This is a genomic window from Salipiger mucosus DSM 16094 (assembly GCF_000442255.1).
Lineage (GTDB): Bacteria > Pseudomonadota > Alphaproteobacteria > Rhodobacterales > Rhodobacteraceae > Salipiger > Salipiger mucosus.
Window position 1 is genome coordinate 443,755 of the sequence record NZ_KE557273.1, and the last position, 12,958, is coordinate 456,712.

The window sequence follows — 12,958 nt, forward strand, 5'->3', positions numbered from 1 at the left end:
CCCGGATGGGCGGATGCGCGCATATAGGGTGATTCCGGCGCGGTGAAAAGGAAAAAGTCGGCTGGCCGAGGGCGTGCCCGGGGCCGCCTCAGCCCGCCGGAAGCTGCGCGGCGGCGCCCGCCGGGATCAGCACCACGTCCTCGATCGCGGGCGCATCGGTGGCGGGCAGGACGGCCAGGGTGACACCGCCCACGACCACTTCGGTCATCTCCCGGTCCACTGCACTATCGCGCAGCGCGACCTCGGGCGGCGCGATCCCGTCCTCCTCGTAGACCACCACCATGCGGTCCTCGAGCGCGTCGAAGTCCATCAGCCGCGCCGGCGCCTCTGTTTCCGCCGCATCGAGCCGGAACAGGTCGGCCCCCGCGCCACCTGTCGCGATGTCGCCCGCGCCGATGTCGAGCGTGTCGTCGCCGTCGCCCGCGTTGAGGAAATCTCCGCCATCGCCCACGCCCGCCCGGCCCGAGAGCACATCGTTCCCGCCGCCGCCGAACAACGTGTCGATCCCGAGCCCGCCGCTCAGCCTGTCGTCGCCCTCGCGGCCGTGCAGCGCGTCGGCCCCGTCGCCGCCCGACAGCAGGTCGTCGCCCAGCCCGCCCTGCAGCACGTCGTCTCCGTCTCCGCCCCGCAGCGTGTCGGACCCGTCGTGACCGAACAGGGCGTCATCGCCCGCGCCGCCGCGCAGCAGGTCGCCCCCGGCCTCGCCGTGCAGCGTGTCGTTGCCGGCGCCGCCAAGCAGACTGTCGGTGCCGTCGCCACCCATGAGTTCGTCGTCATCCCCGGCGCCCGAGAGCAGGTCGTCACCGCCGGCCCCGCCCAGAAGGTCGGTCCAGGGCGTCCCCTCCAGCGTGTCGGCCCCGCCGCCACCCGACGCGATCCGTCCGGCGCCCGGCGTCGCCCCCTCCGATGCCGGAGCCGTCGCGCCGACCCGCGCGGTGTCGTCCCCGGTGTCTTCGGGGTCGTCAAGATCGTCCTCCGCGTCGGGGCCCTGCGTGGAGATCACGGCCAGCGAGCCGAGTACCATCATTCCCATCAAACCCGTAAGCCAGAGCATCGGCCGTTCCTCGCAAGACGCGCGGCAGTTTCACCCGGCACGCCCCGGCCGATCAACGCATTTCGCCGCTCGAGGTTAACGCCGCGTGAGCCCCCGGGTTTCCGCGGGCCAGGGCTGCGGGCTGGTGGCATAGGGCACGTAGAGCGGATGTCGGGGATGCCCCTCGCGCGTGAGCCCGAGGTGATGCAGCGGACCGTCCAGCGCCTCGGCCATCTGCGGGCCGCGGCCCAGGTGCGCGCCGTGCACGCCCCAGGCGGCCAGCGTCATGTCCGCGCCCGCGTGCCAGTCGACAAGCAGCGCATCGGTCTCCGGCCCCACCGGCTCGGGGGCCGCGCGCAGCTCGCGCGGGCGCGTCGCGCGAAAGGAGAACAGGTTGGCGATCCGCATCGCGCCGAAGCCCAGCCGCACCGCGCGCCGCTGGCAGCGCTCGATGGTCGGATCGTTGCGCGCCTCGTCCGCGGTCGAGGGATTGAGCATGACGTAGAGCAGGCAGGGCCCCTCGGCCCACCGCCGCTCCAGCCCGTAGCGATAGGCCCCGCAGCGCGAGTAGAGCGCGCGCGACCGGATCCCCTCCGCCTCGTGATGCCGTTCGATCATGTCGCCCTCCTGCCGCGCGCCGGGCCCGCCCGCAAGCCCTGTTCCGTGCGGGGCGGCCAAGCGCAGTTGACAGCCGCCGTCCCGCCGCGCACCTTCGCGCGGCCCGCAGAAGGATCCCGCATCATGGACATCGCCCGTATCGAGGCCGCCGCCACGCGGCTCGCCGGTCACGCGCGCCGCACGCCGCTGCTCTCCTCGCCGTTCCTCGACGAGGTCGCCGGCCGCCGCGTCCTGGTCAAGCCCGAGTGCCTGCAGCATACCGGCAGTTTCAAGTTCCGCGGCGCCTGGGCGGCGGTCTCGGCGCTGGCCCCGGAGGTGCGAAAGCGCGGCATCATCGCGTTTTCCTCGGGCAACCACGCGCAGGGCATCGCGGCGGCGGCGCGGATGCACGGGATCCCGGCGGCGATCATCATGCCCTCGGACGCGCCGGCGGCCAAGGTCGCGGGCACGCGGGGTCTCGGCGCCGAGGTGGTGTCCTACGACCGCGCCACCGGCGACCGCGACGCCATCGGCGCGGCGCTATCCGAAGAGCGCGGGCTCACGCTGGTCAAGCCCTTCGACGAGCCCGAGGTGATCGCGGGGCAGGGGACCTGCGGGCTCGAGATCGCCGAACAGGCGTCCGAGGCAGGCGTCACCACGGGCGACGTGCTGGTCTGCTGCGGTGGTGGCGGGCTGACCTCCGGGATCGCGCTGGCGCTCGAGGCGAAGGCGCCCGGCCTGCGCGTCCGCCCGGTCGAGCCGCAGGGCTTCGACGACGTGGCCCGCTCGCTCGCGGCGGGCGGTATCCGGCGCAACGACAAGCTTTCCGGCGGGATCTGCGACGCCATCGTCACCCCGCAGCCGGGCGAGCTGACCTTCCCGATCATGTCCCGCCTCTGCGGGCCGGGCCTTGCGGTCTCCGAGGACGAGGTGCTGCGCGCCATGGCGCTGGCCTTCCGTCACCTCAAGATCGTGGCCGAGCCCGGCGGCGCCGTTGCGCTGGCGGCCGCGCTCTTCCACGGAGATGCGCTGGAGGGCGAGACGGTGGTGGCCACCGTTTCGGGCGGCAACGTCGATCCCGCGACCTTCGCCCGGGCGCTGGAGATCGCCTGACCGAGGGCCCGGAACGCCACGCCAGGCTCAGGGATCGAGGCGGCGCGCCTCCTCGATCAGCATGACCGGGATGCCCTCGCGGATCGGGAAGGCGAGGTTGGCCGCGCGGCTCACCAGTTCCTGCTTTTCCGGATCGTATTCCAGAACCGTGTGGCTGGCCGGGCAGACCAGCGCCTCCAGCATGTGCCGGTCGAAGGCCGGGGTCTCGGTCATTGCATCATGTCCTTGGTGTTGCCGCCCCCGCCGCGCAGGGCGTATTCGATCAGGGTCACCAGCGTCTCGCGCCGGGTCGTCAGCGAAGGCGCCTCGAGCAGCGCCTGCTTGTCCTCGTGGGCGAAGTCCAGCAGCATCGAGAGCGAGTTGACCAGAAGCTCGTCCTCGGCTTCCTTCAGCGAGTCCCAGTCGGTCGAGAGGTTCATCGTCTCGAAATACCGCGTGAGAAGCGCAAGGAAGGCCTCGCGGTCGAACGTCGGATCGTGCTCGACCGGCTGCATGTCCTGGTCGAAGCCCTCCCAGCTCACCTCGCAGCGGCGGTAGGGCGTGAAGCCGTCGGTCTCGCGCAGGATGCGGAAGCGCGACAGCCCGGTCAGGGTGATCATGTAGCGCCCGTCCTCGGTTTCCGAGAACTGAGTTACGCGGCCCGCGCATCCGATGCGGTGCAGCCCGTGGCCGCCGTCGCGCGCGGCTGCCTCGTCGGGCTGGACCATGCCGATCACCCGGGTGTCCGTCTTGAGTGCGTCGTCGAGCATCGCGAGGTACCGCGGCTCGAAGATATGAAGGGGAAGCCGGGCGCGCGGCAAGAGCAGCGCGCCGGGCAGGGGAAACACCGGGATCGTTCCCGGCAAGTCGAAACGCCGTGCCATGACCTGCTAGCTAGTCCGGCGACCCGGCTCAGGCAAATATCATCGAGCTCAGTTTGCGACGGCCGTTCAGCACCACAGGATCGTTGGGCTTAAGCGCCTCGAAGATGGTGATGAGCTGCCCCTTCGCGGCGCCCTCGTTCCACTCGCGATCGCGCCGGAAGAGCTCCAGCAGCTGATCCACGGCACCCGCCGCGTCGCCCTTGGAATAAAGCGCCTGCGCCAGGTCGAAGCGCGCCTGGTGGTCGTCGGGGTCGGCCTCGACCTTGGCGGTCAGCTCGCCCACCGGGCCCACGCCCGCGGCCTGCCGTGCCAGCTCGAGCTGCGCATGCGCCGCCTCCAGCTCGGGCGCCTTGGAGATCTCGACCGGCGCGCCGTTCAGGATCGCCTCGGCCTGGTCGAGGTCTTCCATCGCGATATGCGTACGCACCAGCCCGCCGTAGGCGGCGGCGTTCTTGGGATCCTCCTCGAGGATCGCGGCAAAGATCTGCGCCGCATCCGCGGTCGCGCCCTGTTCCAGCATCTCCTCGGCGCTGGCAACGGCCTCGGCCAGCCCGTCGCCCTCGCCGCCGGCGGCGCCGCCACCGGCCTGCACCACGCGGTCGATGAAGGCCTTGAGCTCGGATTCAGGCAGCGCGCCCTGGAAGCCGTCGATCGGCTGGCCCTTGTAGAAGGCGTAGACCGTCGGGATCGACTGGATGCGCAGCTGGCCCGCGATGCTCTGCGCCTCGTCGACGTTGACCTTGGCCATCACCACGGCGCCCCCGGCCTCGGTCACCGCCTTTTCGAGCGCCGGTCCGAGCTGCTTGCAGGGGCCGCACCAGGGCGCCCAGAAGTCGACGATGACCGGCACCTCCTGGCTCTTCTCCACGACCTCGGCCATGAAGTTGGCCTCGCTCACGTCCTTGATCAGGTCCTGCTTCGGCGTCTGCGCCGCGCCACCAAGTTCCAGCATCCCGCGTCCTCCGCTCCTTGCGGTTGATTTCTTGGGTAAATGGCGCATGGTCCGCCTCGATGCAAGGGGCGGGCGGGCATGCCAGGACTGCCGCGCGCCCGCTGCCAGCGCGCCGGGCACTCCCTTCCCCGCGAGCGGGAGGGGGGAGGGAAAACGGGAGCTGGCGGAGGATTAGCCCTCCGGTACCCCCGGCACCCCCGCGATCTCGGCCCAGACCGGCAAATGGTCCGAGGCCCGCCGCGCCGCGCCGCCCCGGTGCACGCCCGAGCCCGTCACCGCCAGCCCGGACCCCAGCGCGAAGCCGTCCAGCGCCACGAAGGGCCGCGCCGCGTGGTAGCTGCGCCCGGGCAGCAGGATGCGGTAGGCCTCCTCCCAGGGCTCGTAGCCGTGCCGGTCGGACCATTCGTTGAGATCCCCCGCGATCACCGTGTGTGCCTCATCGCCGCCCAGGTGCGCGCGGATCGCCAGCATCTGCCGCAGCCGCCAGCGGCGCATCAGCCCCAGGTGCGTGCCCACCACCGTCAGCCCGTCGAGCCGCACCATCACCGCGCCGCGCGGCTCCAGCCCCGGCAGTTCCAGGTGGCGCGTCTCGCGCACCGCGAGATCGCGCCGCACCAGCACCGCGTTGCCGTGAAAGCCCAGGCTCACGTCCGTCGCGGCCAGGTCGGCCACCACGTAGTCGGTCTCCTGCTCGATCAGGAAGCGCGGCAGGGCCGAGGGCCGGGGTCCCAGCCGCCGGTCCGCCTCCTGCAGCACGGCCACGTCCGCTCCCAGCGAATTCAGCACCGACAGGATGCGCGCCGGATCCCGGCGCCGGTCGATGCCCACGGCCTTGCGGATGTTGTAGCTCGCGATCCGCATTACAGCACCGGCGCCAACAGCCGCGCCGCCGGCGCCCCCAGCCGCACCCAGAGCGGCTGCTCCTCGAGGTCGTGCACCATCCGGCGCGCCCCCTCCATGTCGGCGGCCAGCATGGCCGAGACCCGGTCGGCAAACCCCTCGTCGAAGATCAGCGCCATGGTCTCGAAGTTCAGCCGGAACGAGCGGTTGTCGAGGTTCGCCGTCCCCACTGCCGCGCGGTCGCCGTCAACCAGGATGACCTTCTGGTGCATGAAACCGCCCTCGTAGCGATAGACCTCGATCCCCGCCGCGCGGATCTCGTCGAAGTAGGCATGCGCGGCCAGCCAGGGAAGGTAGTGGTCGGCCATGTCGGGCACCAGCAGCCGCACGTCGCAGCCGCGCAGCGCGGCCGCTTTCAGCGCGGCCAGCACCTCGGCGTCGGGCACGAAGTAGGGCGAGGCGATCCAGACCCGCTCGCGCGCCCCTGTGATGAGGGTGAAGAAGAACAGCGCCCCCGTGTCCGGCCCGTCGGCGGGGCCGCTGGGCACGATCAGCCCGGGCAGGTCCTCGGGCTGCGCCTCGGGGGTCCAGCACAGCGCCTCGCCCAGCTTCTCGCCGGTGGCCCAGTGCCAGTCCTCGGCGAAGGCGCGCTGCAACTGCGCCACCATGGGCCCGCGCAGCGCGACCTGCGTGTCGCGCCAGGGCCCGTAGGTCGCGTCGCGGCCCATGTAGAGGTCCGCCACGTTGTGCCCGCCGGTAAAGCCCTCGTGCCCGTCGACGATGACGGTCTTGCGGTGGTTGCGGAAATTGACCTGGAAGCGCCATGTCGGCCCGCGCGCCGCGCGCGGGTCGAGGATGCGCACCCCCGCCTCCTCCAGCCGCGCCCGGTAGGCGGCGGGCAGCCCGTAGCTGCCCACGCCGTCGTAGATCACCCGCACCGCGACCCCGCGCCGCGAGGCCGCCTTCAGCCGCTCGGCCAGCGCGTTGCCCAGGTCGTCATCCGAGATGGTGTAGAACTGCACCAGCACGTAGTCCCGCGCCCGGTCGATGGCGGCGAAGATCGCGTCGAAGGTGGCCTCGCCGTCGATCAGCAGCTCCGCCGCGTTGCCCCGCGTCGCCGGCAGGTTGGCCAGCTGCTCGAAGGGCGCGACGCCCGCCGCGGCGCCACCCGTTCCGGTGTCGCAGCCGGGCCCCCGATCGTCGCGCTGGCCGGTGGCGTCGGTCTCTCCCAGCGCCCGCGTCGCCTCGCGGCTCGCCTGCCGCTCGCGCCTGTAGCCGCGCAGCTTGTGCTGGCCGAAGACCGCGTAGGCGGGCAGGGCGAACCAGGGCGCGGCCAGCAGGAAGACCACCCAGGCCACGGCCCCCTGCGGCGTGCGCGCAGAGGTGACCGCGCGCCAGGCGCTGTAGGCCACGAGAACCGGCACGATCAGGGCAAGCGCCCCGAGAAGGAACGACGACAGGGCAGGGGTCATGACCGCCTTGTAACGGATCGCCCCCGGCGGCGTAAGGTCCCGGCGCACCTCCCGGAGCCGCCACATGCACCGCCACCCCGGAACGCATCCGCACCCGGCCCGTTTTGCCTGCATACCAAGGCAGACAACGGAGCCCCCATGACCGACGCCGCCGACCCCGGTGCCATGACCGCCGCGCAACTCAGCCGCGCCTACGCGTCCCGCGATCTCTCGCCGCTCGAGGCCACGCGGGCCGCGCTCTCGCGCATCGAGCAGTACAACGAGGCGGTCAACGCCTACGTCTTCGTCGATGCCGAAAGCGCCGAGGAGGCCGCCCGCGCCTCGGCGCAGCGCTGGGGGCAGGGCCGGCCGCGCAGCCCCATCGACGGCGTCCCGGTCTCGGTCAAGGACCTGACCGAGGTGGCGGGCTGGCCCGCACGCGACGGCTCGCGGCTGACCGACGACACGCCCTGCGAGGGCGATGCGCCCCCCGCCCGCGCCCTGCGCGAAGCCGGCGCGGTGCTGCTGGGCAAGACCAACACGCCGGAATTCGGCTGGAAGGGCGTCACCGACAACCGCGTCTTCGGCGCCACCTCGAACCCCTGGGACACCCGGCTCACCGCCGGCGGCTCCTCGGGCGGGGCGGCGGCGGCCTGCGCGCTCAACCTCGGCATGCTGCACCAGGGCGGCGACTCGGGCGGCTCGATCCGCATCCCCGCCGCCTTCACGGGCGTCTTCGGCTTCAAGCCGACCTTCGGCTGGACGCCGCAGTGGCCACCCTCCAAGGCGGCCTCGCTCAGCCACATCGGCCCCCTGACCCGCACGGTCGAGGATGCCGCCATGATGCTCAACGTCATCGGCCGTTACGACTACGACGACCCCTACGCCACGCGCGGCCAGCCCGATGACTGGGCTGAGTGCCTCGGGCAGGACATCCGCGACCTGCGCATCGCCTTCGCGCCGAACCTGGGAGGGGCCGCGGCCGACGAGGATGTCTCCATACGGGTGCGCGAGGCCGCCGGGCACCTGTCGGACCTCGGCGCCGAGGTGGTCGAGGTCGATCCCGGCCTCGAGAGCCCGATCGACATCTTCCAGAAGATCTGGTTCACCGCCTCGCTCGACCTCTACAACTCCTGCACCGAGGCGCAGCGCCGCCAGCTCGACCCGGGGCTCGTCGACAACGCGCGCCGCGCCGAGAACTGGTCGGCGGTCGACTTCTTCCGCGCCCTCTCGGCCCGCGCCGAACTGACCCAGAAGCTCGAGCGCTTCAACCGCGAGTATCACCTGCTGATGACGCCCACCGTGGCCGTCTCGCCCTTCGAGGTGAACCACGACACGCCGCCGGGCCGGGGGATGAAGGACTGGACCGAGTGGTCGCCCTACACCTATCCCTTCAACCTCTCTCAGCAGCCCGCCGCCTCGATCCCCTGCGGCTTCACCGATACCGGCCTGCCGGTCGGCTTCCAGCTCGCGGGGGGCAAGCACGACGACCTGCGCGTGCTGCGCGCGGCCCATGCCTACATGGAGGCGCACCCGCCGCGCTTCCCCAAGGTGCCCGACCCGTCCGAGACGGTCTGAAGGCAGTGCATTGGGGCGGGGGGCAGCGGCTGTTCCCCGCCCGCAAAGGCGCGTATCACGGGGCCGTCCCGCATCCGCACCGAGAGGCCCCATGACCGCACCCGACACGCTGCCCGCCCCCCGCGCCTGCACATGGGAAATCGACGGCCTGCACCTCGCGGGCCTCGCCTGGGGCCCCGAGGAGGGCACGCCGGTGCTGGCCCTGCACGGCTGGATGGACCACGCCGACAGTTTCCGCGAACTGGCCCCGCGCCTGGCGGGCTGCCACGTGGTCGCGCCCGACCTCAGCGGCCAGGGGCTCAGCGGCCACCGCGCGGCCCATGCCACCTACAACATCTGGGACGACCTGCCCCAGCTCGTGGCGCTCCTGGACGTGCTCGGCTGGACCGACGCGGTGCTCCTCGGGCATTCCCGCGGCGCCAACATCGCGGCGCTCTTCGCCGCCGCGCTGCCCGAGCGCGTTCGCGCGCTGGTCTCGCTCGACTCGCTGGTGCCCGAGCCGGCCCCCGAGGACGCCTTCGTGCCCACCCTGCGCGCCTTCGTCGAGCAGACCCGCCGCCAGCAGGGCCGCCCGCCCCGCCGCTTCGAGAGCCGCGCCGCCTACATCGACCGCCGCGTCGACCAGGGCAACGCCCGCCGCACCGCCGAGGCCCTCGCCGACCGCGCGCTCGAACCCGCCGATGGCTGGGTCCACCTGCGCGGCGACGCCCGCCTCTTCGCGAGTTCCGCGGTCAAGCTGACCCGCGCCAACGTCGAGGCGGTCCTCTCTGCGCTCCGCTGCCCGGTCCTCAACATCTGGGCCTCGGACGGCATCCGCGCCCGCCGCGACCACGTCGCCGACCTCGCCCGCCGCGCCGAGACGCTGGTGGCGCACTACGAGACCACGGAACTCGCCGGAGACCACCACTTCCACCTCGACCCGCAGGCCGCGGAAGAAATCGCGACGGCGGTGGCGGCGTTCCTGGAGAGGGGCGGGGTGCGATAGGTTCTGTCACCGCAGGCAGCTTCGACAGACCAAGCGGGTCCGAGCCTGCGTTTTCGGTTACTGTCGCGAGCTGGCCGTTGAAGGCTCTTCAATGACAGCTGCCGTGCCGCTGGCGGTCGGCATGACCATGTTCCAGCCGCCGTCGCCGAAAATTCTACAAATCGAACGTCGCAAACACCGGCGCGTGGTCGGAGGGCTTCTCCCAGCCGCGCGCCGCGCGCAGGATGCGGCTCGAATGCGCCGCCGAGGCGATGTCGGGCGTCGCCCAGACATGGTCCAGCCGCCGGCCCTTGTCCGCCGCGTCCCAGTCCGGCGAGCGGTAGGACCACCACGAGTAGAGCTGCCCCTCCGGCAGGTCCTTGCGGGTGACGTCCACCCAGCCGCCGGCCTCCTGCGCCGCGCCGAGGCTCTCGACCTCGACCGGCGTGTGCGAGACCACCTTCAGCATTTTCTTGTGATCCCAGACGTCGTCCTCGCGCGGGGCGATGTTCAGGTCGCCCACGAGGATCGCGTTCCGGGGCGCCTCGTCGCGGAACCAGTCGCGCATCTCCGACAGGTAGTCGAGCTTCTGGCCGAACTTCTCGTTCACCGCCCGGTCCGGCTTGTCGCCGCCCGCGGGGACGTAGAAGTTGTGCACCACCGGGCCGCCCTCGATCTCGGCGGCGACGTGGCGGGCGTGACCCAGCGCGGCGAAATCCTTGTCGCCGAGATCGCGCAGCGGCAGCTTCGACAGGATCGCCACGCCGTTGTAGCCCTTCTGCCCGCGCGCCACCATGTGGCCGTAGCCCAGTTCGCGGAAGCGCTCGGTCGGGATCTTGTCCACCGGGCTCTTGCACTCCTGCAGGCAGAGGACGTCGGGCGCCTCCTCCTCCATCAGCTTGGCCACCAGCGCCTCGCGCAGGCGGACCGAGTTGATGTTCCAGGTGGCGAGGGTGAAGGGCATGGGGGTCTCCTGCGGGTGGCGGATTGGCCGCGCGACCCTGTCAGCCCGGCGCCCGGCGCGCAAGCCGGATCGCCGCTCAGAGCACGAGGATCAGCACCACGATCGACAGCGCCAGCACCCCGATGCCGGCCAGCTCGCGCCGCGTCACCGTCTCGCGGAAGAACAGCACCGAGGCCAGGAGCGACAGGATCAGCTCGACCTGTCCCAGCGCCTGAACGTAGGCCGCCGTCTGCAGCGTGAAGGCGGTGAACCACGACAGGCTGCCCGCCATCGAGGTCAGCCCCAGCCAGAGCGCCGTGCCCCGCGCGCCCCAGACCGCCGTAATCTGCCCCGGCTCGCGCCAGCGCAGCCAGAGCGACATGACCAGCGTCTGGCTCAGCGTCACGCAGACCAGCGTGACGCCGGCGCGCAGCAGCGGGTCGTCGCTGGCAATCTGCAGCGTGGCCGCGCGGTAGCCCACCGCCGAGAAGGCGAAGAAGAACCCCGAGGCCAGCCCCAGCGCCACCGCCGGGCTCATCAGCCGGCGCAGCAGGTTCTCCGACAGGCCCGGCGTCTCCGACAGCATCAGCACGCCCACCAGCCCGATCAGGATCGCGCCCCAGCCCCCGGGCGAGATCTGCTCGCCCAGCAGCAGCAGGCCCACCAGCGCGGTCTGGATCACCTCGGTCTTCTTGAAGGTGATGCCCACGGCGAAGTTTCGCCGCGCGAACAGCGCCACGACGCAGACCGTCGCCAGGATCTGCCCCAGCGCGCCCAGCCAGGCATAGCCCCAGAAGGCCGGCGGCAGGGCGGGCCAGGGCTGCCCCGTGGCGGTCAGGTAGATCCCGGTGCAGAGGGCCGCCGCCGGCATGGCATAGGCGAAGCGCGCGAAGGTGCTGCCCGTGGCCGAAAGCCCGCCCATGCTGAGCGTCTTGTGCAGCATGAAGCGGATCGTCTGGAAGACGGCGGCGCAGAGGGTGACGGGGATCCAGAGTTCCATGCGCCGTTGATGGCGCGCGCGCGCCGGAAAGACCAGCGCAAAGCCGCTATTCGCCCAGCGCGATCCCCTCCCGGCGCGGATCGGCCCCGCCGCGCAGCCCCTCGGGTCCGATGGCGATGGCATGCAGCCCCGAGTTCAGGTCGCGGAGGTTCACCTCGTAGCCCAGCGCCTCCAGCGGGCCGGCCAGCGCCTCGGCCTCCGTCCCGGCCTCGAGGTCGTAGGCCCCGAAGCGGTTCACGAGATGCGGCATGGCCACTGCCTGCTGCACGTCCATCCCCCAGTCGAGATGCGCCACCACGGCCTGCGCCACGTAGCCGATGATCCGCGAGCCCCCGGGCGAGCCCACCACCAGTACCGGCGCGCCGTCCTTCGTCACGATGGTCGGCGCCATCGACGAGCGCGGCCGCTTGCCCGGCGCGGCCGCGTTGGCGATGGGCCGCCCGTCGCGATGCGTGGCAAAGGAGAAATCCGTCAGCTCGTTGTTCAGCAGGAAGCCCCCCGGCGCCATGACGCGCGAGCCGAAGGCGTTCTCGATGGTCGTGGTCATCGACAGCGCGTTGCCGTAGCCGTCGACGATCGAGACATGGCTGGTCGAGGGGAACTCGATCGAGATGTCCGGCGCGCGCAGCAGCGCGTGGTCGAACTCCGGCGCCCCGGGCGCGACCTCGGGCAGGGCGTCGTCGCCCTCGAGCAGGCGGGCGCGCTGGGCCAGGTAGCCAGGGTCGACCAGCCCCTCCACGGGCACCGGCACGAAGTCGCTGTCGGCCATGTAGAGGCCCCGGTCCGCGAAGGCGAGCCGCGAGGCATCGCCGATCAGCCGCCAGGCCTCGGCGCTCTGCGGCCCCGGCCCGGCAAGGTCGTGGGCATCCAGCATCCCCAGGATCTGGCCCACCGTCAGTGCCCCGGACGAGGGCGGCCCCATCCCGCAGACCTCGTGCGCGCGGTAGGTCGCGCAGACCGCCGGGCGCTCCTTTATGCGGTAGAGCGCGAGGTCGGCCAGCGACAGCACCCCGGGATTGTCGCCCGCGCGCACCGCGCCCACGATCCCCTCCGCCACTTCCCCGGTGTAGAAGGCCTCCGCCCCCTCCCGCGCAAGCGCGCGAAGGGTCTCGGCATAGGCGGGGTTCCGCAGCCTGTCCCCGGCCTGCAGCGGCTCGCCGCCGGGATAGAAATAGCCCGCGGCGGGCTCCCGCTGCGCCAGCCGCAGCACGTCGCCAGCCACCAGCCCCGCGAGCCGGGGCGAGACCTCGAAGCCCTCCTCGGCAAGCCCGATGGCCGCGTCGAAAAGCCCGCCCCAGTTGCGCTGCCCCCAGCGCCGGTGCGCGGCCTCCATCAGCGCCGGCGTGCCCGGCGTGCCGACCGAGCGTCCGCCGACCACGGCCTCGAAGAACCCAAGCGGTTCGCCGCTCTCGTCCTGGAACAGGCGCGGCGTCGCCGCCAGCGGCGCCGTCTCGCGCCCGTCGAGCGTGGTGAGCGCCCCGCTCCCGCGGTCGTACCACACCAGGAAGGCCCCGCCGCCCAGCCCCGAGGACTGCGGCTCCACCAGCCCCAGCACCGCCTGCACGGCGACCATGGCGTCGGCGGCGGTGCCGCCCGCGCGCAGCACGTCGGCGCCGGCCTGCGC

13 protein-coding genes are annotated in these 12,958 nt (G+C 72.2%); 3 read left to right on the plus strand and 10 right to left on the minus strand.

What is annotated here, in order from left to right; all coding sequences use genetic code 11:
• Positions 1-88 precede the first annotated feature (88 nt).
• Both SALMUC_RS02240 and SALMUC_RS02245 read right to left on the minus strand, forming a co-directional pair.
• Positions 89-1,054, minus strand: coding sequence for a calcium-binding protein (locus SALMUC_RS02240; protein ID WP_020040763.1), 966 nt, complete (start codon positions 1,052-1,054; stop codon positions 89-91).
• Between the two features lie 75 nt (positions 1,055-1,129).
• Positions 1,130-1,651, minus strand: coding sequence for a DUF1643 domain-containing protein (locus tag SALMUC_RS02245; RefSeq protein WP_021119727.1), 522 nt, complete (start codon positions 1,649-1,651; stop codon positions 1,130-1,132).
• Positions 1,652-1,774: 123 nt separating this feature from the next.
• Between SALMUC_RS02245 and SALMUC_RS02250 the strand changes: the two genes are divergently transcribed.
• Entirely contained in the window at positions 1,775-2,743 is a 969-nt protein-coding gene (locus tag SALMUC_RS02250; protein WP_020040761.1) for a threonine ammonia-lyase, read from the plus strand.
• Between the two features lie 27 nt (positions 2,744-2,770).
• Here the strand turns inward: SALMUC_RS02250 and SALMUC_RS02255 are convergent, their stop codons facing one another.
• From SALMUC_RS02255 to cls, 5 genes are all read right to left on the minus strand, one after another.
• The gene (locus SALMUC_RS02255) at positions 2,771-2,956 is read right to left on the minus strand and encodes a Trm112 family protein (protein ID WP_020040760.1); all 186 of its coding nucleotides are present in this window, start codon (positions 2,954-2,956) and stop codon (positions 2,771-2,773) included.
• Positions 2,953-3,606 carry an LON peptidase substrate-binding domain-containing protein gene (locus tag SALMUC_RS02260; RefSeq protein ID WP_020040759.1) on the minus strand — a complete coding sequence of 218 codons (654 nt, stop codon included), beginning with the start codon at positions 3,604-3,606 and terminating at the stop codon, positions 2,953-2,955. The genes SALMUC_RS02255 and SALMUC_RS02260 overlap by 4 nt, the downstream gene beginning before the upstream one ends.
• Positions 3,607-3,634: 28 nt before the next feature.
• Positions 3,635-4,558, minus strand: coding sequence for a thioredoxin (gene trxA, locus SALMUC_RS02265; RefSeq protein WP_020040758.1), 924 nt, complete (start codon positions 4,556-4,558; stop codon positions 3,635-3,637).
• Positions 4,559-4,729: 171 nt separating this feature from the next.
• Positions 4,730-5,419 (minus strand): endonuclease/exonuclease/phosphatase family protein, encoded by a 690-nt coding sequence (locus tag SALMUC_RS02270; protein WP_020040757.1) that lies wholly within the window; start codon positions 5,417-5,419, stop codon positions 4,730-4,732.
• On the minus strand, positions 5,419-6,936 hold the full coding sequence (cls, locus tag SALMUC_RS02275; protein WP_020040756.1) for a cardiolipin synthase: 1,518 nt from the start codon (positions 6,934-6,936) through the stop codon (positions 5,419-5,421). The genes SALMUC_RS02270 and cls overlap by 1 nt, the downstream gene beginning before the upstream one ends.
• 72 nt (positions 6,937-7,008) lie before the next feature.
• On the opposite strand from cls, the gene SALMUC_RS02280 reads away from it, so the two are divergent.
• Together SALMUC_RS02280 and SALMUC_RS02285 are read left to right on the plus strand one after the other, a co-directional pair.
• Complete coding sequence (locus SALMUC_RS02280; RefSeq protein ID WP_020040755.1) at positions 7,009-8,427, plus strand: amidase; 1,419 nt, start codon at positions 7,009-7,011, stop codon at positions 8,425-8,427.
• A 91-nt stretch (positions 8,428-8,518) separates the two neighbouring features.
• Positions 8,519-9,412, plus strand: coding sequence for an alpha/beta fold hydrolase (locus tag SALMUC_RS02285; protein WP_020040754.1), 894 nt, complete (start codon positions 8,519-8,521; stop codon positions 9,410-9,412).
• 154 nt (positions 9,413-9,566) lie between these two features.
• Here SALMUC_RS02285 and SALMUC_RS02290 read toward each other — a convergent pair whose 3' ends face one another.
• From SALMUC_RS02290 to ggt, 3 genes are all read right to left on the minus strand, one after another.
• Positions 9,567-10,355, minus strand: a complete 789-nt coding sequence (locus SALMUC_RS02290) for an exodeoxyribonuclease III (RefSeq protein ID WP_020040753.1) — start codon at positions 10,353-10,355, stop codon at positions 9,567-9,569.
• A 76-nt stretch (positions 10,356-10,431) separates the two neighbouring features.
• Complete coding sequence (locus SALMUC_RS02295) at positions 10,432-11,334, minus strand: DMT family transporter (protein WP_020040752.1); 903 nt, start codon at positions 11,332-11,334, stop codon at positions 10,432-10,434.
• A 46-nt stretch (positions 11,335-11,380) separates the two neighbouring features.
• The coding region (gene ggt / locus SALMUC_RS02300) for a gamma-glutamyltransferase (RefSeq protein ID WP_037371077.1) at positions 11,381-12,958 on the minus strand (1,578 nt) is incomplete at its 5' end.

Excerpts from the sequence above, each read along its gene's own strand:
- SALMUC_RS02240 (WP_020040763.1), bottom strand. The coding sequence starts at position 1,054 with ATGCTCTGGCTTACGGGTTTGATGGGAATGATGGTACTCGGCTCGCTG.
- SALMUC_RS02245 (WP_021119727.1), bottom strand. The coding sequence starts at position 1,651 with ATGATCGAACGGCATCACGAGGCGGAGGGGATCCGGTCGCGCGCGCTC.
- SALMUC_RS02250 (WP_020040761.1), top strand. The coding sequence starts at position 1,775 with ATGGACATCGCCCGTATCGAGGCCGCCGCCACGCGGCTCGCCGGTCAC.
- SALMUC_RS02255 (WP_020040760.1), bottom strand. The coding sequence starts at position 2,956 with ATGACCGAGACCCCGGCCTTCGACCGGCACATGCTGGAGGCGCTGGTC.
- SALMUC_RS02260 (WP_020040759.1), bottom strand. The coding sequence starts at position 3,606 with ATGGCACGGCGTTTCGACTTGCCGGGAACGATCCCGGTGTTTCCCCTG.
- trxA (WP_020040758.1), bottom strand. The coding sequence starts at position 4,558 with ATGCTGGAACTTGGTGGCGCGGCGCAGACGCCGAAGCAGGACCTGATC.
- SALMUC_RS02270 (WP_020040757.1), bottom strand. The coding sequence starts at position 5,419 with ATGCGGATCGCGAGCTACAACATCCGCAAGGCCGTGGGCATCGACCGG.
- cls (WP_020040756.1), bottom strand. The coding sequence starts at position 6,936 with ATGTGGCGGCTCCGGGAGGTGCGCCGGGACCTTACGCCGCCGGGGGCG.
- SALMUC_RS02280 (WP_020040755.1), top strand. The coding sequence starts at position 7,009 with ATGACCGACGCCGCCGACCCCGGTGCCATGACCGCCGCGCAACTCAGC.
- SALMUC_RS02285 (WP_020040754.1), top strand. The coding sequence starts at position 8,519 with ATGACCGCACCCGACACGCTGCCCGCCCCCCGCGCCTGCACATGGGAA.
- SALMUC_RS02290 (WP_020040753.1), bottom strand. The coding sequence starts at position 10,355 with ATGCCCTTCACCCTCGCCACCTGGAACATCAACTCGGTCCGCCTGCGC.
- SALMUC_RS02295 (WP_020040752.1), bottom strand. The coding sequence starts at position 11,334 with ATGGAACTCTGGATCCCCGTCACCCTCTGCGCCGCCGTCTTCCAGACG.